21 protein-coding genes and 2 tRNA genes are annotated in these 24026 nt (G+C 70.8%); 9 read left to right on the top strand and 14 right to left on the bottom strand.

The genetic code is table 11. From position 1 onward, the window contains the following. Positions 1-56: 56 nt before the first annotated feature. Entirely contained in the window at positions 57-380 is a 324-nt protein-coding gene (locus tag LQ326_RS34255; RefSeq protein WP_234542963.1) for a DMT family transporter, read from the top strand. Positions 381-624: 244 nt separating this feature from the next. Here LQ326_RS34255 and LQ326_RS34250 read toward each other — a convergent pair whose 3' ends face one another. Beyond that, positions 625-1236: a TetR/AcrR family transcriptional regulator gene (locus LQ326_RS34250; RefSeq protein WP_234542962.1), complete on the bottom strand. Its 612-nt coding sequence runs from the start codon at positions 1234-1236 to the stop codon at positions 625-627. Positions 1237-1454: 218 nt separating this feature from the next. On the opposite strand from LQ326_RS34250, the gene hisN reads away from it, so the two are divergent. Further along, a complete protein-coding gene (gene hisN, locus LQ326_RS34245) occupies positions 1455-2255 on the top strand; it encodes a histidinol-phosphatase (RefSeq protein ID WP_234542961.1) in 801 nt (266 codons plus the stop codon). 192 nt (positions 2256-2447) lie between these two features. Further along, the gene (locus LQ326_RS34240) at positions 2448-2840 is read left to right on the top strand and encodes a CBS domain-containing protein (protein ID WP_181806467.1); all 393 of its coding nucleotides are present in this window, start codon (positions 2448-2450) and stop codon (positions 2838-2840) included. A gap of 84 nt (positions 2841-2924) precedes the next feature. Here LQ326_RS34240 and LQ326_RS34235 read toward each other — a convergent pair whose 3' ends face one another. Next, positions 2925-4397, bottom strand: a complete 1473-nt coding sequence (locus LQ326_RS34235) for a catalase (protein WP_268207906.1) — start codon at positions 4395-4397, stop codon at positions 2925-2927. A gap of 126 nt (positions 4398-4523) precedes the next feature. Here LQ326_RS34235 and LQ326_RS34230 point away from each other — a divergent pair, with 126 nt between their 5' ends. Next, positions 4524-4943, top strand: coding sequence for a Fur family transcriptional regulator (locus LQ326_RS34230; RefSeq protein ID WP_234542960.1), 420 nt, complete (start codon positions 4524-4526; stop codon positions 4941-4943). A 181-nt stretch (positions 4944-5124) separates the two neighbouring features. On the opposite strand, the gene LQ326_RS34225 is transcribed toward LQ326_RS34230, so the two are convergent. The 4 genes from LQ326_RS34225 to LQ326_RS34210 all read right to left on the bottom strand — a co-directional run bounded on the left by LQ326_RS34225 (position 5125) and on the right by LQ326_RS34210 (position 10524). After that, positions 5125-5198 (bottom strand) — tRNA-Met (locus LQ326_RS34225). 83 nt (positions 5199-5281) lie between these two features. After that, positions 5282-7135 carry a tetratricopeptide repeat protein gene (locus LQ326_RS34220; RefSeq protein WP_234542959.1) on the bottom strand — a complete coding sequence of 618 codons (1854 nt, stop codon included), beginning with the start codon at positions 7133-7135 and terminating at the stop codon, positions 5282-5284. 223 nt (positions 7136-7358) lie between these two features. Next, positions 7359-7432, bottom strand: a tRNA-Met gene (locus LQ326_RS34215). Between the two features lie 143 nt (positions 7433-7575). Next, positions 7576-10524 (bottom strand): UPF0182 family membrane protein, encoded by a 2949-nt coding sequence (locus tag LQ326_RS34210; RefSeq protein WP_234542985.1) that lies wholly within the window; start codon positions 10522-10524, stop codon positions 7576-7578. Between the two features lie 187 nt (positions 10525-10711). Between LQ326_RS34210 and LQ326_RS34205 the strand changes: the two genes are divergently transcribed. After that, positions 10712-11254: a PPA1309 family protein gene (locus LQ326_RS34205; protein ID WP_234542958.1), complete on the top strand. Its 543-nt coding sequence runs from the start codon at positions 10712-10714 to the stop codon at positions 11252-11254. A gap of 91 nt (positions 11255-11345) precedes the next feature. Here LQ326_RS34205 and LQ326_RS34200 read toward each other — a convergent pair whose 3' ends face one another. From LQ326_RS34200 to LQ326_RS34185, 4 genes are all read right to left on the bottom strand, one after another. Next, positions 11346-12443 carry a YlbL family protein gene (locus LQ326_RS34200; protein ID WP_234542957.1) on the bottom strand — a complete coding sequence of 366 codons (1098 nt, stop codon included), beginning with the start codon at positions 12441-12443 and terminating at the stop codon, positions 11346-11348. Positions 12444-12523: 80 nt separating this feature from the next. Then, on the bottom strand, positions 12524-12706 hold the full coding sequence (locus LQ326_RS34195; RefSeq protein ID WP_234542991.1) for a hypothetical protein: 183 nt from the start codon (positions 12704-12706) through the stop codon (positions 12524-12526). A gap of 96 nt (positions 12707-12802) precedes the next feature. Further along, entirely contained in the window at positions 12803-13264 is a 462-nt protein-coding gene (locus tag LQ326_RS34190; protein WP_234542956.1) for a molybdenum cofactor biosynthesis protein MoaE, read from the bottom strand. A 557-nt stretch (positions 13265-13821) separates the two neighbouring features. Beyond that, entirely contained in the window at positions 13822-14985 is a 1164-nt protein-coding gene (locus LQ326_RS34185) for an SDR family oxidoreductase (RefSeq protein WP_234542955.1), read from the bottom strand. Positions 14986-15177: 192 nt separating this feature from the next. Between LQ326_RS34185 and LQ326_RS34180 the strand changes: the two genes are divergently transcribed. Together LQ326_RS34180 and LQ326_RS34175 are read left to right on the top strand one after the other, a co-directional pair. Next, on the top strand, positions 15178-16620 hold the full coding sequence (locus tag LQ326_RS34180) for a zinc-dependent metalloprotease (RefSeq protein WP_234542954.1): 1443 nt from the start codon (positions 15178-15180) through the stop codon (positions 16618-16620). Further along, on the top strand, positions 16617-17138 hold the full coding sequence (locus LQ326_RS34175) for an NUDIX hydrolase (RefSeq protein WP_234542953.1): 522 nt from the start codon (positions 16617-16619) through the stop codon (positions 17136-17138). The genes LQ326_RS34180 and LQ326_RS34175 overlap by 4 nt, the downstream gene beginning before the upstream one ends. An 84-nt stretch (positions 17139-17222) precedes the next feature. Here the strand turns inward: LQ326_RS34175 and LQ326_RS34170 are convergent, their stop codons facing one another. The 4 genes from LQ326_RS34170 to LQ326_RS34155 all read right to left on the bottom strand — a co-directional run bounded on the left by LQ326_RS34170 (position 17223) and on the right by LQ326_RS34155 (position 21167). Continuing rightward, the gene (locus tag LQ326_RS34170) at positions 17223-17978 is read right to left on the bottom strand and encodes an AIM24 family protein (RefSeq protein ID WP_234542952.1); all 756 of its coding nucleotides are present in this window, start codon (positions 17976-17978) and stop codon (positions 17223-17225) included. Between the two features lie 17 nt (positions 17979-17995). Beyond that, on the bottom strand, positions 17996-18676 hold the full coding sequence (locus LQ326_RS34165) for an AIM24 family protein (protein ID WP_234542951.1): 681 nt from the start codon (positions 18674-18676) through the stop codon (positions 17996-17998). An 11-nt stretch (positions 18677-18687) separates the two neighbouring features. After that, a complete protein-coding gene (locus LQ326_RS34160; protein ID WP_234542950.1) occupies positions 18688-20433 on the bottom strand; it encodes a TerD family protein in 1746 nt (581 codons plus the stop codon). A 137-nt stretch (positions 20434-20570) separates the two neighbouring features. Beyond that, positions 20571-21167, bottom strand: coding sequence for a M48 metallopeptidase family protein (locus LQ326_RS34155; RefSeq protein ID WP_234542949.1), 597 nt, complete (start codon positions 21165-21167; stop codon positions 20571-20573). 226 nt (positions 21168-21393) lie between these two features. Between LQ326_RS34155 and LQ326_RS34150 the strand changes: the two genes are divergently transcribed. Together LQ326_RS34150 and LQ326_RS34145 are read left to right on the top strand one after the other, a co-directional pair. Beyond that, entirely contained in the window at positions 21394-22599 is a 1206-nt protein-coding gene (locus LQ326_RS34150) for a TOMM precursor leader peptide-binding protein (protein WP_234542948.1), read from the top strand. Beyond that, the gene (locus LQ326_RS34145) at positions 22592-24025 is read left to right on the top strand and encodes an ABC1 kinase family protein (RefSeq protein WP_234542947.1); all 1434 of its coding nucleotides are present in this window, start codon (positions 22592-22594) and stop codon (positions 24023-24025) included. Before LQ326_RS34150 ends, LQ326_RS34145 begins: the two co-directional genes overlap by 8 nt. The last annotated feature ends 1 nt before the right edge of the window (position 24026 follow it).

Here is a 24026-nt window from a genome sequence, read left to right as displayed (position 1 = left end):
CCCCGGGTTCGGTAAGTGCATAATCGCACCGAGCTGGACATACGGGAGGACAGCACATGGCGTGGCTGCTGGTGATCGTGGCCGGGATCCTGGAGACCGGCTTCGCCGTGTGTCTCAAGCTCTCCCACGGCTTCACCCGACTATGGCCGACGATAGCCTTCGCCTCCTTCGCCCTGGGCAGCTTCGGTCTCCTGACCCTCTCCCTGAGGAAACTGGACGTGGGCCCGGCCTACGCGGTCTGGACCGGCATCGGCGCGGCCGGCACCGCCATCTACGGCATGGTCTTCCTCGGCGACCTGGTCTCAACCCTGAAGATCGTCTCCATCAGCCTGGTGATCGCGGGAGTGATCGGCCTCCAACTGTCCGGCTCCGCCCACTGAGGCGCTCCGTAAGGGGCGCGGGGCCGCACAGCCGACGCGAGAACAGCCGCCCCAGGGGGGCGCGGGGCTGCATCCGACATGCGGCTCCGGTCGCACGGGCGCGACCAGCACATCACAGCCGACTCGAAAAGCAGCCGACCTGAAGGGGCGCGGGGCTGCATCCGACATGCGGCTCCGCCGCGCGGGCGCGACCAGCCCCCACCCGCCCGCAGCCGACACACAACCCGGGACCCCCTCCCCGCTCTCACACCGGTTGCCGGCAAAGCGCCCCGCGCACCAGCTCCGCCACCCCGCCCTCCCCCGGCGTCGGCGGCGCCGCGACACACGACAATGCGAGCCGCACCGCCAGTTCGCACGAGCGGGTCAGCTCACCGTCCCCTCTCCCGGCCCCCGCCCCGGAGAGCACCGTCACCGCCCGATCCCGCACGAGCCGCACGAAGTCCCCGGGAGTGGGCAACGGCCCGTCCGCCCTCCGCTGCGCCGGCACCGCCGACGAGGACGGCACCGCGGACAGCGTCGGCGACGGCAGCCGCTCGCTCCAGCACCCCGTGATCATCGCCCGTACCAGCACGTTGTCCCGAGCCGCCACCGCCATCCACTCGGCCGTCGCCGTAAGGCGTTCCCGTACCTCGGTATGGCTCCCCAACGCCCGCTCGACCCCCGCGAGATACCCGTCGGCCTCCCTGCGCACCAACGCCCTCGCCAGGCCCTCCTTGCTGCCGAACTCGTTGTACAGCGTCTGCCGGGACACCCCGGCCGCCGCCGCCACGTCGACCATCCGCACGGCGGCCCACGGCCGCCGCGCAAGCGCGGCATAGGCGGCGTCCAGTAGGGATTCGCGGGCTGCAGGCATCATCGCCTCCCTGTGGGCGAGCGACTCTGCGCCCAGGTTTGACGCGCACGGATCCACTGTCAAGGGTTCGCGAAGGCGCCGGGGGGCGCCCTTTCGGCCAACACACGCGGGCGTGCCAGGGGCGTGCCGCAGTGCGCCGAGGCCCCTTCCCGATCACTCGCCGGCATCACCGGGCCCTCCCTTGTAGCCCCGCGCCCACCTTGGCAGATACCGTTCGTCACATGCCGGACTACCTCGATGACCTGCGTCTCGCCCACGTGCTCGCGGACGCGGCCGACGCCGCGACCATGGACCGCTTCAAGGCCCTCGACCTCAAGGTCGAGACGAAGCCGGACATGACCCCGGTGAGCGAGGCGGACAAGGCCGCCGAGGAACTGATCCGCGGCCAGCTGCAGCGCGCCCGCCCCCGGGACGCGGTCCTCGGCGAGGAGTACGGCATCGAGGGCACCGGCCCGCGCCGCTGGGTGATCGACCCGATCGACGGCACCAAGAACTACGTCCGCGGTGTCCCGGTCTGGGCGACCCTGATCTCCCTGACGGAGGCGGCCGAGGGCGGCTACCAGCCGGTCGTCGGCGTGGTCTCCGCGCCCGCGCTGGGTCGCCGGTGGTGGGCCGCGAAGGGCCACGGCGCCTTCACCGGCCGCAGTCTGTCCTCCGCGACCCGGCTGCGCGTCTCCAAGGTCTCGAAGCTGTCCGACGCGTCCTTCGCGTACTCCTCGCTGGGCGGCTGGGAGGAGCGAGGGCAGCTGAACGGCTTCCTGGACCTCACCCGTGACGTGTGGCGCACGCGCGCGTACGGCGACTTCTGGCCGTACATGATGGTCGCCGAGGGGTCCGTGGACATCTGCGCCGAACCGGAGCTGTCCCTGTGGGACATGGCGGCCAACGCGATCGTGGTGACGGAGGCCGGCGGCACCTTCACCGGCCTGGACGGCCGTCCCGGCCCGCACAGCGGTAACGCGGCCGCGTCCAACGGCCTGCTCCACGACGAGCTGCTGTCGTACCTCACCCGGCGTTACTGAAACCGACTTCTGAGGCACAACGAGCCCGTTCGGGCTCACTGAGCCCAGCACATATGAGCGCGTGCGCCCTCAATTGGCCGCGCGCACCCTCTTGTTGACTCCTGCTTTACCTGCCACCCTGTGAGAACCCCCACTTGTGCATTTGTGAATCGCCGAACTATCGCGGCGATTCCCTAGGAGGTGGCACCTTTCATGCTCGTCCGCGACGCCATGAGCACGGTGGTTCTCACCGTCGGCCCCGCCCACACTCTCCGCCAGGCAGCCGCCCTGATGTCCGCGCGCCGCGTGGGCGCGGCGATCGTCCACGACCCGGACGCCGACGGCATCGGGATCCTCACCGAACGCGACATCCTCAACTCCGTGGGTCTCGGCCAGAACCCGGACACGGAGCCCATCCACGCCCACACCACCAACGACGTCGTGTTCGCCACCCCGACCTGGACGCTGGAGGAGGCGGCCCGGGCGATGGCGCACGGCAACTTCCGCCACCTGATCGTCCTGGACGGCGGCGAACCGGCCGGCATCGTCTCGGTCCGCGACATCATCCGCTGCTGGGCCCCGGCCCGCGCACCGCAACCCGCTTAGCGCCGGACATGCCGAACGGGCCGGATCCCGGCCTCCCGGGGATCCGGCCCGCCCGCCCACGACAAGCGGTCCAGTACTGGATGGTCAGCCGCGAAGGGCCTGTACCGCGGCTTCCAGTCGCTTGCCGAAGTCTTCGTCCGCCTGACGGAAGTTGCCGATCGCGCGCTCGGCGATGTCCTCGCGCGACACCTTGGCGATGAAGCCGGCCAGGTTCTCGATCAGCCGCTCCTGCTCGTCGGCGGACATCAGGCGGTAGAGGTTGCCCGCCTGCACGAAGTCGTCGTCCTCGGCATGGACGGGAGCGGGGTGGTCGCCCGTGCCGCCGGCGAAACCGTCGTACGGCCGCCACAGCGGGCGGCCGGTCTGCGCCGGGCCGCCGAAGCTGTTCGGCTCGTAGTTCTTCGCGGCGCCGTGCCGGCCGTCGTAGAGGAAGCCGTCACGGGTGTACGTGCGCGCTTCGGTGGCGTGCGGGCGGTTGACCGGCAGGTGGTCGGCGTTGACGCCGACGCGGTAGCGGTGCGCGTCGCCGTAGGCGAACAGGCGGCCCTGGAGCATCTTGTCGGGGGACGGGCCGATGCCGGGCACGAAGTGCGCCGGGGAGAAGATCGACTGCTCGACCTCGGCGAACACGTTCCGCGGGTTGCGGTTCAGCTCCAGCCTGCCGATCTCGATCGGCGGGTAGTCCGCGTGCGGCCACACCTTGGTGAGGTCGAACGGGTTGAAGCGGTACGTCGCCGCGTCCGCCGCCGGCATGATCTGCACCTGCACGGTCCAGCTCGGGAACTCACCGCGCTCGATGGCCTCGCGCAGGTCGCGCTGGTGCGAGTCCGGGTCCTCACCGGCGAGGCGGTTCGCCTCCGCCTGCGTGAGGTTCCTGATCCCCTGGTCGGTCTTGAAGTGGTACTTGACCCAGAAGACCTCGCCGGCCGCGTTGTTCCACTGGTAGGTGTGCGAGCCGTAGCCGTTCATGTGGCGGTACGACGCCGGGATGCCGCGGTCGCCGAACAGCCAGGTCACCTGGTGCGTGGACTCGGGGCTGAGCCCCCAGAAGTCCCAGACGTTGTCCGCCTCCTGGCTGCCCGTGCAGGGGTCGCGCTTCTGGGTGTGGATGAAGTCGGGGAACTTGATGGCGTCCTTGATGAAGAACACCGGGGTGTTGTTGCCGACGAGGTCGTAGTTGCCCTCCTCGGTGTAGAACTTCAGCGCCCAGCCGCGCGGGTCGCGCACGGCGTCGGCGGACCCGAGGTTGCCGGCCACGGTCGAGAAGCGCAGGAAGGTCTCGGTCTGCTTGCCGACCTCGGAGAGGAAGGCGGCGCGTGTGTACGGCGTGACGTCCGCGGTCACCGTGAAGGTGCCGTACGCTCCCGCACCGCGCGCGTGCACGACCCTCTCCGGGATGCGCTCGCGGTTGAAGTGGGCGAGCTTCTCCAGCAGCAGCTGATCCTGGACCAGGACCGGACCGCCGATGCCCGCGGTCTCGCTGTTCTGGTTGTCGGCCACCGGCGCCCCCGCCTCCGTGGTCAACGGCTCCCGCGTCACGCCTGTCCCCTGCGCCATTTCACACCGTTCCTGTCACTCTGCTAACCCAGAACTCGATCCTACATTGGACTTAGTCCAAGTCAAGTTGAACTCCAAAGTCACACCTGTTCGGAAAAAGGAGCCCCTGCTGTTAGGCTGAATTCCATGAGTGACCTTCTGGAACGGCTGCGTGGACGCGGATGGCGGATGACCGCGCAGCGACGCGTCGTAGCCGAGGTGCTCGACGGCGAACACGTCCATCTGACGGCCGACGAGGTCCACGCCAGAGCGGCCGCCAAGCTGCCCGAGATCTCCCGGGCGACCGTCTACAACACACTGGGCGAGCTGGTCTCACTCGGCGAGGTCGTCGAGGTCTCGACGGACAAGCGCGCCAAGCGGTACGACCCGAACGCGCACCGGCCGCACCATCACCTGATCTGCGCCCGCTGCGGCTCGATCCGCGACGTCCACCCGACCGGCAACCCGCTGGCCGACCTCCCCGCCTCGGAGCGCTTCGGCTTCACGGTCTCCGGCGTCGAGATGACGTACCGCGGCCTGTGCCCGGACTGCGCGGCACTCGTCTGACGTAGTCACGTTCCCGAAGGCCCCGGCGCTCGCTCGCGGTGCGCGCCGGGGCTTTCGTCATGCCTCCGTGAGGACGCGTGCAGGCGCAGGGGCATATGGGCGTTCATGAGCGCAGTGAACCCATGGGGCGCAAACACCGAGGGCCGGAACCCGTTTCCGGATTCCGGCCCTCGGCCTTCAGTAGCGGGGACAGGATTTGAACCTGCGACCTCTGGGTTATGAGCCCAGCGAGCTACCGAGCTGCTCCACCCCGCGTCGATGAACGCAACACTACGTGAGAGACACGGACGGAGGCAAATCAATACCGGTCGACCCTCCTGACCTGCGAGAACAGCGGTCTACGCGGACAGCTCCTCCCGCAGCGCGTCCCGGAGCCGTCCCGCCCGCTCGGTCACCTCCGCCGGGCCCAGCGCCACCGCCCGGTCGGCCCACCGCTGCCCCTCGGCCAGCTCGCCCCGACGCGCGTAGACCAGAGCGAGCCGCAACGCCGCCCGCCCGTGCCCCGCGTCGGCGGCCCGCTCCCACCACACGGCCGCCTCCGGCTCGCTGCCCTCCCGGGCCAGCAGCAGCCCGAGATTGAACGCGCCGTTGCGCGACCCGGCCTCGGCCGCCGCCCGGTACCAGCGCGCCGCCTCCACCACGTCCCCGCGCGCCGCGGCCAGCATCCCGACCCGCACCTGGGCCCGCCGGTGCCCCTGCGTGGCGGCCCGCTCGTACCACTCCTCGCACTCGGTCTTCACGTTCAGGGACGACTCGCCGAGCTCGTGCTCCGGCACCGGCGGCCGGCGCGCGTCGAGGACGGCGGCGAGCCGGTAGGCGGCCTCGGCGCTGCCCCCGCCCGCCGCACACCGCAGGTGGCGCTCGGCGGCGGCCTCGTCGCCCTCACGCAGCCGGGCGATGCCGACCTGCAGGGCCGCCTCCGTGTGCCCGGCGGCGGCCGCCTGCTCGTAGCAGCGCAGCGCGACCCGGTCCTCGCCCCGCCCGGCGTACAGGATGCCGAGGTTGAAAGCGGCGTCCACGCTGCCCGCCTCCGCCGCCTTGGAGAACCACGGTTCGGCGCCGCTCGTGTCGCCGACCTGGAGCAGCAGGACGGCGAGCGCGTTCGCGGCCTCGCGGTGCCCGGCGTACGCGGCCCGCCGGTACCACTGCTCGGCCTGCGCGGTCCGCCCCTGCTCGGCGCAGAGCAGCCCGAGGTTGTACGCCCCGTTGTCGTCGCCGGCGTCCATCGCGGCCCGGTACCAGCGCTCGGCGGTCTGGGTCTCGCCGCGCTCGGCGTGCAGCGCGCCGAGCGCGTTCGCCGCGTTGCCGTCGCCGTCCTGGGCGGCTCGCAGCCACCAGACGGCGGCGCTCTCGGTGTCCCCGGCGTCGCGCAGCAGGAAACCGAGCGCGCAGGCGGCCCTGGCCTCGCCGTCCTTGGCGGAGGTCAGGTACCAGCGCCCGGCCTCCTTGAGCTCGCCGCGCCGCTCCAGGATCGCCCCCAGGTGCAGTGCGGCCCGCCGGTGCCCGCGCGCGGCTGCCTGCCGGTACCACTGCTCGGCCTCGTCGGAGTCCGGGGTCCCGGTCGCGGCCCCCGCGGGAGGCCGCGTGCCGGCACCGTCGCCACGCCCGGTCTCACCCTCGCTTGCGGCCGCCCTGCGGTCGAGCGCGCACGCCAGCCGGTACGCCGCCTCGCGGTGCCCCCGCTCGGCGGCGGCCCGCATCCACTGCCCGGCGGCCGTGTCGCCCCGGTGCTCCAGCAGGTCGGCCAGCGCGTAGGCGCCGAGCGCGTGCCCCTGCTCGGCGGACTGGCGCAGCCAGTACTCGGCAGCGGGTTCGTCGCCGCGTTCGCGGTGGTGGCGGCCCAGCGCGTGGGCGGCGGCCGCGGATCCGGCGACGGCGGCGATCCGCCACCAGCCGGCGGCCTCCTCGGGGTAGCCGCGCTGGTGCAGCAGGACACCGAGGTTGTTGGCGGCGGCCCGGTCACCGGCGGCGGTGGCCGCGCGCAGCCGGGGTTCGGCGCCGTCGAGGTCGCCACGGCGCAGCAGCATGGCCCCGAGCACACTCATCGACTCCACGTCACCGGCCTCGGCCTGGAGCCGGTGACGTGCCTCCTCAGCGGCCTCGGCGGCCTCGTCGCGGGTCGGCTCCTCGCCCGAAGACTGCACAAATCGCCCTGTCCCGAACAGAGTTGCCTTGTCCCCCATAACGTTCATCGTCGCACCACCTGCAACCTGGGTACACCACGTATACCGCAGACCGTGAGGTCACTTCAGCGTTTTGTCGACATGCCCACAGAACGACAAGTCAAACACATCTCAGCCAACTCCCCACAGCGGCGCGGCGACCCGGTCCACCGGTACATGCGTTCGCCGCCCGTCCGGCCACCGGAACGCACGAAGGCCCGGATCCCAAGAGGATCCGGGCCTTCGACTTCAGTAGCGGGGACAGGATTTGAACCTGCGACCTCTGGGTTATGAGCCCAGCGAGCTACCGAGCTGCTCCACCCCGCGCCGTTGCAGTAGAACCGTACCACGGCGCGGCGGGGCTGCCTGATCACCAGCCCGGGATCACCCCACTCGGATCACCGGCTCGCGATCAGTCGCCCGGGAGCATCCGCTGGGGATGACCCGCCTCGGGATCATCCGCCTTGGGATCATCCGCTTGGGCTGGAACTCCCGCTCGGACTGGGGCTGGTGCTCGCCGCGGGACTCGGGCTGCTGCTCGCCGTCGCGCCACCGCCGGCCTTACCGGCCTTGGACTGTGCGTCCTCGGCCCGCTTCAGCGCCTCCTGGAGCTGGTCCTGGGCCTTGCCGTACGCCGTCCAGTCGCCCTTCTTCAGGGCCTCCTGACCCGCGTCGAAGGCTTTCTGGGCGTCGTTCAGCGCCTGCTGGACGGTGGGGTTGGCGGACGTCGGCGGTGTGGTCGTGCCGGTGTCCGGGGGTCCCGTGTCCGAGCCGGCCGAGCCGAAGACCTTGTCGAGCGCCTCGTCGAGGGTGTTCTCGAAGGCGGTCCTGCCCTCGTAGGTCACCAGGACCTTGCGCAGCAGCGGGTACTTGACCCCGGCCCCGCGTACGTAGACCGGCTCCGCGTACAGCAGGCCGCCGTCCAGCGGCACGGTGAGCAGATTGCCGTACTCCACCTCGGAGTCGCCGCCCTTGAGGAGTTTGATGGCGGCGGCGATGTCCTGTTCGGAGTTGAACTTGCTCTGGACCTGTTTGGGTCCGTCGACGGTCGTACTGGTCGGCAGTTTCAGGATTCTGATCTTGCCGTAGTCCTTCGAACCGGCCTCGGAGTCGACCGACATGAACGCGCTGAGGTTGTCCCGGCCGTTGGGCGTGAACGTCGTCGACAGCGAGAACGCCTGCGCGCTCTGGTCGGGCATCTTCATGCTCAGGTAGTACGGCGGCACCGCGTCGCCCGAGTTGTTGCTCGGGTCGTCCGGCACCTGCCACACCTCGCTGCCGGTCAGGAACGTCTGAGCGTCCGTCACGTGGTAACGGGTGAGCAGCTCGCGCTGGACCTTGAACAGGTCCTGGGGGTACCGGAGATGGTCCATCAGGTCCTGCGAGATGGCGCTCTTGGGCTGCACGGTGCCGGGGAAGGCCTTCATCCAGGTCTTCAGCACCGGGTCCTTCGTGTCCCACTGGTAGAGCTTGACCTCGCCGGTGTACGCGTCGACGGTCGCCTTCACCGAGTTGCGGATGTAGTTGACCTGGTTCTGCTGGGCCACCACCGCACGGGAGTTGTTGGTCGCGGTCAGCGAGTCGGCGGTCGTGTCACCGAGGGTGGTCCGGGAGGCGTAGGGGTAGCCGTTCGACGTCGTGTACGCGTCGACGATCCACTGGATCCGGCCCTTCACCACGGCCGGGTAGGCGTCGCCGTCGATGGTCAGCCAGGGGGCGACCGCCTCGACGCGCTCCTTGGGCGTGCGGTTGTACAGGATCCGCGAGCCCTTGCCGATCGCGCCGGAGTACAGGATCTGCGGCTCGTTGAACGCCACCGCGTACGCGGCCCGGTTGATCGGACTGGCGAGGCTGACCCCGCTCTTGCCCGCGTAGCTGGTGGTCTTCTCGCCGTTGTCGTCGGAGTAGTCGATCTCCTTCTGGGGACCGCCGACGATCGAGTACGCGGTCGTCTTCTCGCCGTAGTAGACGCGCTGCTGGTACGTGCCCAGGGCGCCCGTGGACGGCAGGTCGGACTCGGTGAAGACCGGCTGGCCCTGGTCGTCGGCCTCGGTGCCCTTGGCGGCGACCACGCCGTAGCCGTGGGTGTACCGGAAGTGGTCGTTGATCCAGTTGTTCTTCGGGATGCCGGCCAGGTTCAGCTCGCGCAGCCCGATGACGGTGTCCTGGACCTTGCCGTCCTTGGTGTAGCGGTCCACGTCCAGATTGGTCGGGAACGCGTAGTAGTTCCGCATCTGCTGGAGCTGCTGGAACGTCGGCGACACGATGTTCGGGTCCATGATCCGGATGCTCGCCGTGGCACCGACGTCGTTCCGGAGCTCGGTCTTGTCCGTGGTGGTGCTCTTGCCCGTGTACTCGGTGACCTGGGTGTCGTCGATGCCGTACGCCTCGCGGGTCGCCTTGAGGTTCTTCTGGACGTACGGGGCTTCCTTGGCCTGCTCGTTGGGCTGGACCTGGAACTTCTGGACGATCGCCGGATAGAGGCCGCCGATGAGGATCGCGGACAGGACCATCAGGCCGAAGCCGATGACGGGCAGCTGCCAGGTGCGCCGCCACAGGGTGGCGAAGAACAGCAGCGCGCAGATCACCGCGATGCAGAACAGGATCGTCTTGGCCGGCAGATACGCGTTCGCGTCGACGTACCTGAGGCCGGTCCAGTTGTCGGTGGCCTTGAAGTCGCTTGACTTGACGGCCAGTCCGTAGCGGTCGAGCCAGTAGGCGACCGCCTTGAGGGCGACGAAGATGCCGAGCAGCACCGAGAGGTGTCCGGTCGCGGCACCCGTGGCGCGCGCGCCGGGGCTGGTGACGCGCAGCCCGCCGTACAGGTAGTGGGTGAGCGCGGCGGAGATCAGGGAGAGGATCGCGGTGGCGAAGCCGAAGCCCAGCAGGAAGCGGTACCAGGGCAGGTCGAAGGCGTAGAAGGAGACGTCGAGGTGGAACTGCGGGTCCTTCTGGTGGAAGGGCACGCCGTTGACCCACATCAGCCAGGTGCGCCACTGACCGGCCGCGGACGCGCCGGCGATCAGCCCGACCAGCGCGGTGACCGCGAGCAGCAGCCACTTCTTGTACGGCGCGATGCCCATCCGGTAGCGGTCGAGGCTCTGCTGCTCCATGGACATGGCGCTCAGCGGGGGCCGCAGCCGGTGGGCCAGCCAGATGTTGAACCCCACCGCGGCGGCCATCAGCAGGCCGAAGACGAAGAACAGCCCGATCTTGGTCCACAGGGTGGTGGTGAACACCGAGGAGTAGTGCACCGACCGGTACCAGAGCCAGTCCGTCCAGAAGCCCGCGAACATGGTGAACGCCATGCCGAGCACGGCAAGGACGCCCAGTGTCAGGAGCAGGGTCCGAGCCCGCCGGGACGGGCGTCCCGTCGCTCTGATCCGTGGCCCCGTCGGGCCTCCGCCGCGGTCCGGCATCTGGAAAGCCAAGGTGCGCACCTCGAAGTTCGCTGTTTGATCCGCTGTTGATCCACCGTTGTTGCGTCAGGCCCTGTTGTTCGCGGACCGGACGTGTCCCCCTGTGATCGCGGGGCCACACCTATGCAACTTACTCACGGCTTACTCGGTTCCCGATTCCGGCCAGGAACGAGGCAGGATTGTGACCATGTCCAACACTCCCATGGCAGCGAACCCGCTCACCCGGGCCGTACTCGAGATCGACGAGTACGCCTCCGGCCTCGGCTGGGACCAGCCCGCTCGCCTCTTCGCCCTCGTCGACACCGCACGGCTGCGCGCCCAGGAACCGGCTCTCGCCGCCCAGCTCGGTCTGGAGGACGAGTCCGCGACCACCGGTCTCACACCCATCGAGCAGGACGAAGTGCCAACGGAAAAGGCGCTGGACGAGTTCCTGGGCACCATCGCCTGGCCGGACGCCGTGGTCGGCTGCGCGCTCACCGTGGAGCGGCTGATGCTGCCTCCGTCCGCCGAGTCCCAGGTCCCCGAGGGACTGAGCGAGGCCGGGCTGACCAAGTGGGTGGCGAGCCACCCGGACCGTCAGGAGGTCCGGATGACGGTCGGCGTGCTGCGCGACGGCAGCCGTGACGCGGCGGTGCGCCTGCGCGAGAAGGACTCGCCGACGGAGGTCCTCACCGGCCCCGACCTGGTGCCGGGCCTGGCGGACGCGCTGAAGGCGACGTTCGAGGACTGAGCTCGCCGCCGGACCGCACCGGCAGCCCCCGGACGGCACCGGGGCGCCCCCCTTGCCTCAGGAGGGGCGCCCCGGCCGCGTACCCGCCGTCTCAGTCCCCCGTGGTGCACTTCGGCAGGGCGCCGGTGTCTCCGCCGCGGATGTCCTTGAGCGCGGCGAGGGCGTCGTCGATGGTCTTGACCTTGACCAGGGTGAGCCCGCTCGGGGTGTCCTTGGCGGCCTCGGCGCAGTTGTCGGCCGGGGTCAGGAAGTACTGGGCGCCCTTGCTGCGCGCGCCGATGGTCTTCATCGAGATGCCGCCGATCGGGCCGACCTTGCCGTCGTCGTCGATCGTGCCGGTGCCGGCGACGAACTTGCCGCCGGTGAGGTCGCCCGGGGTGAGCTTGTCGTAGATACCGAGCGAGAACATCAGCCCCGCGCTCGGTCCGCCGACGTCGGCGAGCTTGATGTCGATGGAGAACGGGAACGTGTGATCGGTCCCGGCGGAGATCCCGACGATGGCGCGCTTCGCGCCGCTGTCGTCGGAGGTGGTCGTGGTGACGGTGACCTTCTCGGTCCCGGTGGCCGTCTTGTTCGCTTTCTCGGCGGCGGCCTGTTCCTTGGCCGGCACGACGGTGAAGACGACGTCCTGGCCGGGCTTGTGCTTGGTCACCAGCGTGGCGACGTCGGCCGGCTGCTTGACCGCCGTACCGTCGACGGCCTTGATCACGTCACCGGCGTGCAGCTTGCCCTCGGCCGGCGAGCCCTTGAGGACCGTGGAGACGATCACCCAGGACTTCACCGGAACGCCCAGCTCCTTCAGAGCGGCGACCTTCGCGCTCTCCTGGGACTGGCTGAACTCCTCGGCGTTCTCCTGGGTGGACTGCTGCTCCGTCTTGCCGTCCGGGTAGAGCGTGTCGTGCGGGACGACCTTGCTGTCGTGGGAGAGCCACCCGTAGACGGCCTCGACGAGGTTCATCCTGTAGTCGGCGCTGGTGACCCTCACCGTGGTCATGTTCAGATGACCGGAGGCCGCGTAGGTCTTGTGCCCGGAGATCTGCAGCACCGGCTCGCCGTCGTGGTCCCCGAGCGTGTTCACGGTCGGGCCGGGAGACATCTCCGAGTACGGCACGTTGATGAGCACTCCGGCGCACAGGAGCGCGATCAGCATCAGGGTGGAGGCGAGCATCGTCGCGGTGCGGCGTGGCATGCGACGACAGTACGGGACGGGTCTGTCAGCGCACCGTCAGGGCCACCCGTCACACGCGCCTCGGCCACCCTCAGCTGCCCTCAGCCGCCGGAGCGGGACTTCTCCATAGCCTCGCGGAAGCGTGCGTACCCGTCGAGTTCCGGCCCGTCGCTGCGCGCTCTCCTGGTCCGGTTGGCCCAGCTGCCCCACAGACCGGCACCGACCGCGGCCACAAGCGGAATCAGCAACCAGACGAGCGCCGCCATGCCGACCTCCAACCCCATGAGTGTCCGCGACTGACTGATCAACAGATTAGTCCCCCGCACTGACAACGCTCACGCGAGGGGTACGGTTACGCAAGCGGAGTCGGACAGGCCTATTCAGCAGGCTCCGACCCATTCCTCCGTCCCGTCCGAGAACTTCTGGTGCTTCCAGATGGGCACCTCGTGCTTGAGGTCGTCGATCAACTTCCGACAGGCTTCAAAGGCGTCACCGCGATGCGGACACGACACGCCGACGACCACGGCGAGATCACCCACCCGCAGGTCCCCCACCCGATGCACGGCGGCCAGCGCCCGTACCGGGTACTCGGCGACGACCTTCTCGGCGATCCGCCGCATCTCGCGCTCCGCGCTGGGATGACACGAATACCCGAGCGTGTCCACATCAGCGCCCCCGTCGTGATTCCGCACCGTCCCCACGAACAGCGCGATCCCACCGGCCGCGTCGTCCCCCACGGCCGCGAAGACCTCGTCCACGGAGAGCGCACTCTCCCGGATCCCGATCAGCTTCACGGGATCGGCGGCGCCCCGCTCCCCAGGATGATCACTCACAGCAGCCATACCCCCATCGTGCCGCACCCCCACCACCACACGAAATACGACCAACACCAGGCACGCACGCGTGCGGGTCCAAAGACTCCTGCAGCGACACCAAGCCCACAACCCACCCCACCCGCCCGACAAGGACGAAGCCCAACCCACACCCCCCACCGCGGCCCGCCCGGCATTTGAGACCGGAGACCGGAGGCCGGTCCGCACCCCCACCACCAGCCCACCCGGCGTCGGAGAACGAAGACCAGCCCGCACCCCCACCACCAGCCCACCCGGCGTCGGAGAACGAAGACTGGCCCGCACCCCCACCACCAGCCCACCCGGCGTCCGAGGACGAAGGTCGGCCTGCACCCCCACTACCCAGGCCGCCCGGCGTCCGAGGACGAAGACCGGCCCGCACCCCCGCTATCAGCCCGTCCGGCGTTTGAGGACGAGGCCGTTCAGGCCGATGCGGGGGTTCGGGGGCGGCAGCCCCCGGAGCCGGCAGCCCCCGAACCGGGCGGTCGAAGGGGGCGCACCCCCTGGAGGACGGGACGGGTAAGGGCGGCGGGGGCGAGAACCCGCCCTCAGATCCGCCGCCGAGCCTTCCGCGCCCGCCGCACCACGGCCGCCGCCCCCAGCAACGCCACCGTCGCCCCCGCAGCCCCCGCGGCCGTCGCGTCCTTACGCCCCAGCCGCCGCCCCACCACCGTGTGCCGCCCAGCCACCTCCTCCAGCAACTCGGCCAGCACCTCCTCGTTCGTCCACCCCGGCCGCCATCCGGCGTCATGCAGCCGGCTCCCGCTCACCACCCACGGATACATCGTGTACGCGAGATCCCCGGCCGGCGACGGCGTCAGACCGATCCGGTGCAGCCGAGCCGCGGCCCCCAGCGCGACCGCCGACGGCAACTCCATCCGCCGCACCCCGCTGAGTTCCTCGACCTCCTCCTGCTCCAGCCACCCGTCGCACCCGACGGCGAGTTCCCCGTCGACCTTCTCCAGCACGGCGTACTCCAGCGCGCTGCACAGATCCTCGACGTGGCAGAACTGCCAGGCGGGCCGCGACCCGGCGACGACAAGCAGCCGAGGCGACTCGAAGTACCTGGTCAGCGCGGTGTCGGTGCCGCCGACCAGCACCGCAGGGCGCACGACGGTGACATTGAGCCCGGGGTGCGCGCGGGGCGCCCGGCGCGCGAGCCGCTCGATCTCCAGCAGGTCACCCACGCCGGTGGCCTCGGCGGTGGCCCGCAGCTCCGCGTCCTCGGACAACGGCAACTGGTTGTCCGGCAGCGCGCCGTAGACCATCGCGGAGGTGCACAGCACCACGCGGTGCACGCCGGCCGCGGCCGCCGCGGTCAGCACGGTCTGGGTCCCGCGCACGTTGTAGGCGGTGCGCGCCGCCGGATCGGTCTCCAGATCCAGGTCGAGCGCGAGATGCACCACCACGTCGGCCCCGCGCAGCTTCTCGGCGATGGCCGGATCCCGTACGTCGAGGATGTGCCAGTGGGCGTCCGCGCACTCCCCGCGCCGCTCGTCGATGGCGATGACTTGCTTGATCTCCGCGGACGCGGCCAGCCGCTCGGTGAGCAGCGCGCCGACCCCGGTCGCGGCGCCGGTCACGGCGACGACGGGCCCGCGCACCGCAGTCGACTCGCCGGCGCGAAGCGCCTTCGTTGAGGGGTGGCGGCCGGGCGACGGGTGGGCTGAGTGGTTTCGCGCTGCGCGAACCTGCGGATCTGGGGAACTCACCGGGCGTCTCCAGCGGTTGTCTTCAGTACGGGCGTGAGTGACGCGTACGTACCAGGTGGCATCCATCCTGCCGCAGGCCGACTGTCGGCGAAGCACCGAGGCCCGATCGGCTCGGGGTGTCTACGCTGGGTGGTGTTGTCGGGCAGCCGCGCCGCCGGAGCAGACCGGTGGCCTTACCAGCCGAGGATTCCCGTGAGTGACACCCCATTCGGTTTCGGCCTTCCGCCGGAGGAGCCGGAAGACGGCGACGAGGGCAAGAAGAAGGACCAGCAGAGCGGTGGTGGGCAGGGACCGGCCAATCCGTTCGGTTTCGGCACGCCCGGAGCCGGCGGCTTCGGCGGCCCCGGCGCCGACAATCCGTTCGCTGCCATGTTCGGTTCGCTGAACCCCACCGACCTGGGCGCGGCCTTCCAGCAGCTGGGCCAGATGCTCTCGTACGAGGGCGGCCCGGTGAACTGGGACATGGCCAAGCAGATCGCCCGCCAGACGGTCTCCCAGGGCACCTCGGACGGCGTGAAGGACGCGAGCGTCGGTCCCGCCGAGCGCACCGCTGTCCAGGAGGCCGTCCGCCTGGCCGACCTGTGGCTGGACGACGCCACGTCGCTGCCGTCCGGTTCCGGTTCGGCCGTGGCGTGGTCGCGCGCAGAGTGGGTCGAGGCGACGCTGCCCGCCTGGCAGGAGCTGGTCGACCCGGTCGCCGAGCGGGTCGGCGCCGCGATGGGCGACGTCCTGCCGGAGGAGATGCAGGCCATGGCGGGCCCGCTGATCGGCATGATGCGCTCGATGGGCGGCGCCATGTTCGGCACCCAGATCGGGCAGGCCGTCGGTGTGCTCGCGGGCGAGGTCGTCGGTTCGACCGACATCGGCCTGCCGCTGAGCCCGGCCGGCAAGGCCGCGCTGCTCCCGGTGAACATCGAGGCGTTCGGCAAGGACCTCGGCGTGCCGAAGGAGGAGGTGCGGCTCTACCTGGCGCTGCGCGAGGCGGCCCACCAGCGGCTGTTCTCGCACGTGCCGTGGCTGCGCTCGCACCTGTTCGGCGCAGTCGACGGGTACGCGCGCGGCATCAAGGTCGACACGGCCAAGCTGGAGGACGTGGTCGGCCAGTTCGACCCGCAGAACCCCGAGCAGCTTCAGGACGCACTCCAGCAGGGCATGTTCCAGCCCGAGGACACGCCCGAGCAGAAGGCCGCCCTGGCCCGTCTGGAAACGGCTCTGGCGCTCGTCGAGGGCTGGGTGGACGCGGTGGTCCACGCGGCCGCGAAACCACGTCTGTCGTCCGCCGACGCGCTGCGCGAGACCCTGCGCCGCCGCCGCGCCACGGGCGGTCCCGCGGAGCAGACCTTCGCCACGCTGATCGGCCTGGAGCTGCGCCCGCGCCGCCTGCGCGACGCCTCCCGGCTGTGGGCCTCGCTCACGGACGCGCGCGGTGTCGACGGCCGTGACGCCCTCTGGGCGCACCCGGACATGCTGCCGACGGCGAGCGACCTGGACGACCCGGACGGCTTCGTGCACCGCGAGCAGCTGGACTTCTCCGAGCTGGACAAGATGCTCGGCGAGGCCGCGCAGGAGCCCGACCTGCACAAGAAGGACGCCCAGGAAGCCGGCGACCAGGAAAAGGGCGACGACACCGAGTGAGCCTGTACGACGACACGGTCCTCGTCCTCAAGGGGCACGAGGGCCAGGAAGAGCTGCGCCAGGCGTACCTGGACCACCTCGCGGCGCACCCGGACGGCATCTGGAAGGCCTGTCACGCCGGCCACGTCACGGCGAGCGCCCTGGTCGTCGATCCGGAGCACGGCCGGGTGCTGCTGACCCTGCACCGGAAGCTGCGGCTGTGGCTGCAGATGGGCGGCCACTGCGAACCGGGCGACGCCACCCTGGCGGCGGCTGCGCTGCGGGAGGCGACCGAGGAGTCCGGCATCCCCGGGCTGACGCTGCTGCCGGGCGGTCCGGTCCGCCTGGACCGGCACGCGATCCCGGCGCCGTGCCACTGGCACTTCGACGTCCAGTACGCGGCCCTCGCCCCGCCGGGCGCCGCCCACGCGATCAGCGACGAGTCCCTGGACCTGCGCTGGTTCGCCTACGCCGAGGTGCCAAAGATCGCCGACGACTCGGTCGTACGGCTGCTGGAAGAGACTCGCGCGCGGCTCTGACCAGGAGCTTTCCGAGCCGCTCAGCATGTGTGAGGGGCGCCCGCCATCGGCGGGCGCCCCTTGCTTCGCGGGTCTTCCTGGCCGTCAGCTCCAGACGTTGCCCTGGTTCGTCCCGCGCGCGCCCTGCTGGCCCATGCCGAACTGGGCGGCGATGCCCTGGCCGATCTGGGCGTGCTGCGGCGGCAGCAGTTCACTCGGCTGGACCAACGCGAAGCCACTTCCCATGAAACTCAGCTCCCAGCCCTCCCCCGTGCTGCCCCGGCGCCGCCACACACCCGAGGAATGCGTCTGGGCCTGCATCTGGACGCGCAGCCCGGTGGACCAGGCGACGATCGCGTCGGCGTCGCAGTTGACGTACCGGTCGGGCGTGACCTGCATCAGCAGCGGCGCGCCCGAGGTCATCAGGGCGACCTTGCCGCGTCCGGTGATGTTGAGCTGGTACTTCCCGGACCCGGAGATGCCGTAGAGGCTGTCGACGGCGACGACCTCGTAGTGCAGCGAGGAGTCCATGGCGAGGACGTAGCCGCTGTCCACGGTCAGGCCGTCCTGCTCGACGTCCAGGACGTGGATGTGCTGGGCGAGGTTGGCGAAGTAGACCGTGCCCTGCCCGTGGCAGCGCATCAGGTCCAGACCCTCGCCGGTGTACGCACGCGCGCGTGCCTGCTGGTTGTTCGTGTACTCGGCGTCGAACTCGACGAGCCCCTGGTAGGCGACCATGGTGCCCTTGCGGGCGAGGACGTCGTCGTGGCCCTCCAGGACGACCCGCAGCATCTGCTTGTTCTGCAGGCTGTAGCGGTCCCGGGCCTGGGAGTCGTTGAAGGCGAAAAGCGGGCTCTGCATGGTTTCCTGACTCCCCCTCAGCCCCGGAACCGGAGGCGGTCGGTACTGTCCTCGCTGGGCTGGACGACGACGATGCCCTGACCGGAGAAGGCCATCTGGAAGGCCTCGCCGCTGCCCCGGCCGATCAGCGACTGTGCCTTGAAGCTGCGCTTGCCCTTCACCTTGAGGTTCGGGGACCAGGCGACCAGTGCGTCCGGGTCGACGTACGTCTCGTCCTCGCCGCCCCCGCAGTCGACGACGATCGGCTTGCCCCGGGAGGTCAGCGCGACCCAGCCCTGCCCGGAGATCTTGGTGTTCCACAGGCCCTGGCCGGCGAACTTCGCGAGCCCTTTGACCCGCTCCACGCCCCACGTCAGATGGGCGTCGAAGGCCAGCAGGTTGGTGGCGTTGACGGAGATGCCGTCGCCGTTGAGGTTGATGACGACGACGTTCGCGCCGTAGTCGGCGAGGTAGAGCAGCCCGTCGCCGGAGCACTTCATCAAAGGCGCGCCCTCGCCGGTCACCCAGTCCCGGGCGATCTGGCGCACGGCCGGCGGGTTGGGCTCGTACTGGACGAAGCCCTCGTAGGCGACCATCGACCCCACGCGCGCGAGGAGGTCGTTCCCGGTCTGCATGGCGACCTTGAGCATGTGGTCGCCGTGGTTGTCCATGCGGGCGGTGACGGGTGCGGGGGCATAGCCCGCGAGCGGCTGGTTCATGACGGGCTCCCTCAGACCTCGTACGGCTGGACGACGATGAAGTTGCCGGGCGCGCCCCGGAACTGAAGGTTCACGCTCTCGCCGGTGTCGCCCGGATAGGCGTTGCGGCGCATCCGCACCTGGCTGGAGACGATCACCTGGGAGGCGGCCGACCAGGCGACGACCGCGTTGCAGTCGGCGAAGGTCGTCGGTGTCACGGGCAGCACGACGGGCGTGCCGTGCGTCTTGACGACGATCGTGCCGGTGCCCTGGAACTGCATCGTGAAGAGCGCGCCGCCGGGAATGCCGTGGCCCTCGATCCGGCGGACCTCGTACTGGAGGCCCTCGTCGAAGGCGAGGACGCTCTCGGCCGAGACGCAGATCGCGTCGCCCTGGAGCTCGATGGGGTGCAGATGGGCGGAGTTCTCGGCGAAGAACACCTGGCCGTTGCCGGTGCAGCGCATCAGCTGCATCTCCTGGCCGGTGGCGTTGCCCACGATCCGGCCGGCGAATCCGGCGCCCTTGTAGCTGAAGTCGACCTTGCCCTGGTAGAGCACCATGCTGCCCTGCCGGGCCAGTACCGGCTGGCCGCCCATGCCGAGGTCGGCGCGGATCAGCTTGCTGTTCTGCGGTGTCCAGCGCTGCCCGGTGGGCGTTTCCTTGAACTTCTGCAGCGCGGCACTCACCCCGGCACCGCCCTGGGCGGCGCCCTGCGGAACCGCGTAGGTCTGCTGGCCGGGGACCTGTCCGAACGGCGGCTGCTGGCCGTAGCCCGGGGGCGGGGTCGGCGCCTGGGGGTATCCGGGCGGCGGGGCGGGGGCCTGCGGCGGCCCCGGAGGCTGACCGTAGCCGGGCGGCATGGGCGCGCCCGGGGACGGCGGGGCGGGCGGCTGGCCGTAGGGCGCGGGCGCCGGGGCCGGGGGCGGCACGGTGCCGGGGGCGAGCGGGGCGATGACGGTGGGCGCGGCGTGCACGTTCGGGGCCGACCCGGGAGACGGGGCCGGGGGCGGGGTGAAACCCTGCGGCACGGGGGCCGGGGCCGGAGGCGGGGTGAAACCCTGCGGCACGGGGGCCGGGGCCGGAGGCGGGGTGAAGCCCTGCGGCACGGGGGCCGGGGCCGGAGGCGGGGTGAAGCCCTGCGGCACGGGGGCCGGGGCCGGCGCGGACGGGGTGGCGAAGGCGGGCGGCGCGAAGCCGGGCGCGGACCCGCTCTGCGGTTGCTGCGGCGCCGGCGCGGCGGGCGCCTCCTCCTCCAGCACCTCGCCGCCGAAGTTCTTCAGCAGCGCGTCCAGACCGCCGTCGAAGCCCTGGCCGACGGCGGCGAAGCGCCACACGTCCTTCAGGTAGAAGTCGACGAGCATCACGGCGCGCTCGGTGGAGAACTCCGAGCCGTTGAAGGAGTACCGGGCCACCTCCTCGCCGCCCGCGACGATCCGGACGTATCCGGGCCCGACCTGCGACATCTGCCCGGCGCCGTCGATGGTCGCGGTGAACGCCAGCTTCTGGATCCGCGGTGGGATCCGGTCCAGCGTGACCCGGAAGGACTCCGTGTCGCCCGCCTGCGCACCGAGCAGCTGGATGGACTCCTCGGGAGACTTCGGCTGGTTGAAGAAGATGAAGTACCGGTCGTCCGACAGCCGTTCGTCGGCGTCGAGCCCGAAGCAACTGATGTCGAAGGTCAGTCCCGGGCCGGAGATCTGCACGCCTACGTACAGATCCGTGCCCGCCGTGAGGTCACTGATCCTGGCCTTGTGGCCGCGTTGGAATTCCCTGGCCATGCGTTACGACCGTCCCCCATCCCGAATGTGAGTGCGTCGCGCCAGGCTAACGGCTAACTCGGACATCGGAAGAAGTCGGTACAGACCCGGTACACAACCGCGCTCAGCGACCCCGAAGGGAGCGCTCCCGGGATACGTCACTCATCGCGCGCGCCCGGCACACGGGGCAGCCGGTCGGCCGCGACCACCCCTTCGAGGTATCCGCGGGCCCGCTCGGTCCGCGGATACGCCTCCAGCAACCGCCAGAACCGGGGGCCGTGCCCCGGCACCAGCAGATGCGCGAGTTCATGGCAGAGCACATAGTCGACGACGTACTCCGGCATGCCCTGGAGCCGGTGCGAGAGGCGGATGCTGCCCTCGGAGGGGGTGCACGAGCCCCAGCGGGTGTTCTGGTTGGTGACCCACCGCACCGAAAGGGGGCGGGCCCGGCCGCCGAAGTACTGGGCCGACAGCCGCTCGGCGCGCTCGGCAAGTTCAGCGTCGCCCAGCACTCGCTTGCTCTCCTGGGCGGCGAGTTTGTTGAGCATGACGGTCACCCAGCGTTTCTCCTCCGCCTCGGACATCCGGGCGGGGATCAGCACGACGGTGCGGTCGCCCTCGCGGTACGCGGAAACGGTCCGGCGGCGCCGGGCGCTTCTGCGAACCTCGATCGCGCGCGCCCCCAAGCCGCTGGGCGGCTGGCTCGTCGTGCTGCGCTGTGGCTTTCCGGCGCGGTGCAGTGGGTCGGCGGGCACGCCCCGACGTTACCCGCTGCACACGGGGGAAGTCCCGGGTCCGGGACGGTTCGATGTCGATCCCCCACCATGCGTTTGATTTGTGCGACGAATACCCACCGCCTGTGGACAACTTTCGGCGACCACCCGGCTGGCCGGGCATGCTGGCACTCGTCGACGGAGCGTGACCGGCTCCACCGGCACACGGGGATGTTCTGTGACCTTTCGACAGCTACGGGGGCCTGTCATGCATCCGTTGGTGAAGCCCGCGCTGCGGCGCGGCTGGCGGGATCTCAACACCGTGCAGTTCGGGATGACTCCCGCGCACGCGATGACACTGGGGCCGATGGACACGGCGACCGGAAGCTTCCTGGACCTGCTCGACGGCGCCCAGGGGCTCGCTCTGCTGCGCGAGGAAGGGCGTCGCATGGACCTGCCGGACGGGCATGTCGACGCCCTGGTGGAGCGGCTGTCCAGGGCCGGGCTCGTCGACGACGCACGCGGCGGCGGCCCGGCGGCGCAGGCGTTGCACGAGAAGAAGGAGGTACTGGAGCGGCTGCGCCCCGATCTCGCCTCGCTCTCGCTGACCACTGCGGAGCCGGGCGGTGCGATCGGCCGGCTGGCGGCCCGGCAGACACTGCGCGTGCAGGTCCAGGGCGCCGGCCGGGTCGGTGTCACACTGGCCGCGCTGCTCTCGGGCGCGGGCGTCGGCACGGTCGACGTCCGGGACGTGGGCCGGGTCCAGCCGTGGGACGTGGCACCGGGCGGGCTGCCGGCGGAGGCGGTCGGCGAGCGCCGCGACGAGGCCGCGCACAGGGTCGTCCGCCGGGCTGCCCCGGACCGTCCGCCCCGTCGCCCGGACCCTTCGGCGCAGGAGCCCGGCCTCGCGCTGGTGGTCATCGCCCCGCGCGACGACGTGCTGGTGCACGCCCCGGACGCGCGTGCCGCCGAACCGCTGATGGCCTCGGGGACCCCGCATCTCTACACAGGGGTCGTGGAGGGCACGGGTGTGGTCGGCCCCCTCGTCCTGCCCGGTGGGACGGGCTGCGCCCGCTGTCTGCACGAACACCGTACGGACCGGGATCCGGTCTGGCCGCGCCTGATCGCCCAGTGGCGGTCCGGGCAGGCCCGCCGGGTGGGGGCCTGCGATCTGACGCTGGCGGCGGCCGTGGCCGGGCTGGCCGCCGCGCACGCCCTGGCCTTCCTCGACGGCGAGTCGCCGGCCGGCACGGGGGTCCGCTGGGAGGCGTCCGTGCCGGTTCTGCACTGGCACGCTCGGCCGGTTTGGCCGCACCCCGCATGCCCGTGCGGGGCCGCGGAGAAAGCTAAGGGGGAACACTCCTCAACCAACGGGGATCCACACGCGACAATGGTGGTGCAACGGCCGTCGGCGGAGCGTCGAGAGCACGCGGACGCGGCACGGCCGACTGGGACTTGGAGGGCGCATGTCTGATCTTCCCCGGAAGGCGGTCACCCGGACCGCCAAGCTCGCCGCGCTCCCGCTCGGCTTCGCCGGCCGGGCGACCTGGGGTCTGGGCAAGCGCATCGTGGGCGAGTCCGCGGAGATCGTCGGCCGGGAACTGCAACAGCGCACCGCGGAGCAGCTGTTCAAGGTGCTGGGCGAGCTGAAGGGCGGGGCCATGAAGTTCGGGCAGGCCCTGTCCGTCTTCGAGTCGGCCCTCCCGGAGGAGGTCGCCGGCCCCTACCGGGCGGCGCTCACCAAACTCCAGGACGCCGCGCCGCCGATGCCGACCCGCACGATGCACTCGGTGCTCGCGGAGCGCCTCGGGGAGGACTGGCGGGAGCTGTTTCTGGAGTTCGAGGACAAGCCCTCGGCGGCGGCCTCGATCGGCCAGGTGCACCGGGCGGTGTGGCAGGACGGCCGGGCGGTGGCGGTCAAGGTGCAGTACCCGGGAGCCGGCGAGGCCCTGCTGTCCGACCTGGGACAGCTGAGCCGCTTCGCCCGCCTGCTGGGGCCGCTGATCCCCGGCATGGACATCAAGCCGCTGATCGCGGAGCTGCGCGACCGGGTCTCCGAGGAACTGGACTACTCCCTGGAGGCGCAGGCCCAGGCGGCGCACGCGGAGGAGTTCGCGGGGGACCCCGATGTGGTGGTCCCCGCGGTGGTGCACCAGTGCGACCAGGTCCTGGTCACGGAGTGGATCGACGGGATACCGCTCTCCGAGGTCATCTCGGAGGGTACGCGGGAGCAGCGCGACCGGGCCGGTCAGCTCCTGGCCCGCTTCCTGTTCTCGGGGCCGGCCCGCACGGGCCTGCTGCACGCCGACCCGCACCCCGGCAATTTCCGCCTGCTGCCCGGTGAGCCGGGGGACGAGGAGGAGTGGCGCCTCGGCGTGCTGGACTTCGGCACCGTCGACCGGCTCCCCGGCGGCCTGCCCAGCCCGATCGGCGACTCGCTGCGGATGACGCTGGACGGTGACGCCGAGGCGGTCTACGAACTGCTGCGCGAGGAGGGGTTCGTCAAGGAGTCCATAGAGCTGGACCCCGACGCCGTCCTGGACTATCTGGTGCCGATCATCGAACCGGCCCAGGTCGACGAGTTCACCTTCACCCGCAACTGGATGCGCAGCCAGGCGGCCCGCATCGCCGACCCGCGCAACCCCGCCCACCAGCTGGGCAAGCAGCTCAACCTGCCGCCGGCCTACCTCCTGATACACCGGGTGACCCTGAGCACCATCGGCGTGCTGTGCCAGCTGGGCGCGACCGTCCGGTTGCGGGAGGAACTGGAGGCATGGCTGCCCGGGTTCGTGCCGGACGGGTTCGAAGCGTTCGCGGAACTAGAAGAGGCCGAGGAACTCGAAGAGGCCGAGGAGGCTGTGGAGGCCGAGGAGCCTGAGGAGGCCGTGGAGGCGCAGTAGG

Source organism: Streptomyces shenzhenensis (genome assembly GCF_021462265.1).
In the GTDB taxonomy this organism is placed as follows: Bacteria; Actinomycetota; Actinomycetes; order Streptomycetales; family Streptomycetaceae; genus Streptomyces; species Streptomyces shenzhenensis.
Note: the sequence above shows the minus strand (reverse complement) of the source record. Positions and strands in the feature narration are given on the sequence as shown.

Bases quoted from the DNA above. Each gene is read 5' to 3' on its own strand.
- LQ326_RS34255 (WP_234542963.1), top strand. From the start codon at position 57: ATGGCGTGGCTGCTGGTGATCGTGGCCGGGATCCTGGAGACCGGCTTC.
- LQ326_RS34250 (WP_234542962.1), bottom strand. From the start codon at position 1,236: ATGATGCCTGCAGCCCGCGAATCCCTACTGGACGCCGCCTATGCCGCG.
- hisN (WP_234542961.1), top strand. From the start codon at position 1,455: ATGCCGGACTACCTCGATGACCTGCGTCTCGCCCACGTGCTCGCGGAC.
- LQ326_RS34240 (WP_181806467.1), top strand. From the start codon at position 2,448: ATGCTCGTCCGCGACGCCATGAGCACGGTGGTTCTCACCGTCGGCCCC.
- LQ326_RS34235 (WP_268207906.1), bottom strand. From the start codon at position 4,397: ATGGCGCAGGGGACAGGCGTGACGCGGGAGCCGTTGACCACGGAGGCG.
- LQ326_RS34230 (WP_234542960.1), top strand. From the start codon at position 4,524: ATGAGTGACCTTCTGGAACGGCTGCGTGGACGCGGATGGCGGATGACC.
- LQ326_RS34220 (WP_234542959.1), bottom strand. From the start codon at position 7,135: ATGAACGTTATGGGGGACAAGGCAACTCTGTTCGGGACAGGGCGATTT.
- LQ326_RS34210 (WP_234542985.1), bottom strand. From the start codon at position 10,524: ATGCCGGACCGCGGCGGAGGCCCGACGGGGCCACGGATCAGAGCGACG.
- LQ326_RS34205 (WP_234542958.1), top strand. From the start codon at position 10,712: ATGTCCAACACTCCCATGGCAGCGAACCCGCTCACCCGGGCCGTACTC.
- LQ326_RS34200 (WP_234542957.1), bottom strand. From the start codon at position 12,443: ATGCCACGCCGCACCGCGACGATGCTCGCCTCCACCCTGATGCTGATC.
- LQ326_RS34195 (WP_234542991.1), bottom strand. From the start codon at position 12,706: ATGGGGTTGGAGGTCGGCATGGCGGCGCTCGTCTGGTTGCTGATTCCG.
- LQ326_RS34190 (WP_234542956.1), bottom strand. From the start codon at position 13,264: ATGGCTGCTGTGAGTGATCATCCTGGGGAGCGGGGCGCCGCCGATCCC.
- LQ326_RS34170 (WP_234542952.1), bottom strand. From the start codon at position 17,978: ATGCAGAGCCCGCTTTTCGCCTTCAACGACTCCCAGGCCCGGGACCGC.
- LQ326_RS34165 (WP_234542951.1), bottom strand. From the start codon at position 18,676: ATGAACCAGCCGCTCGCGGGCTATGCCCCCGCACCCGTCACCGCCCGC.
- LQ326_RS34160 (WP_234542950.1), bottom strand. From the start codon at position 20,433: ATGGCCAGGGAATTCCAACGCGGCCACAAGGCCAGGATCAGTGACCTC.
- LQ326_RS34150 (WP_234542948.1), top strand. From the start codon at position 21,394: ATGCATCCGTTGGTGAAGCCCGCGCTGCGGCGCGGCTGGCGGGATCTC.
- LQ326_RS34145 (WP_234542947.1), top strand. From the start codon at position 22,592: ATGTCTGATCTTCCCCGGAAGGCGGTCACCCGGACCGCCAAGCTCGCC.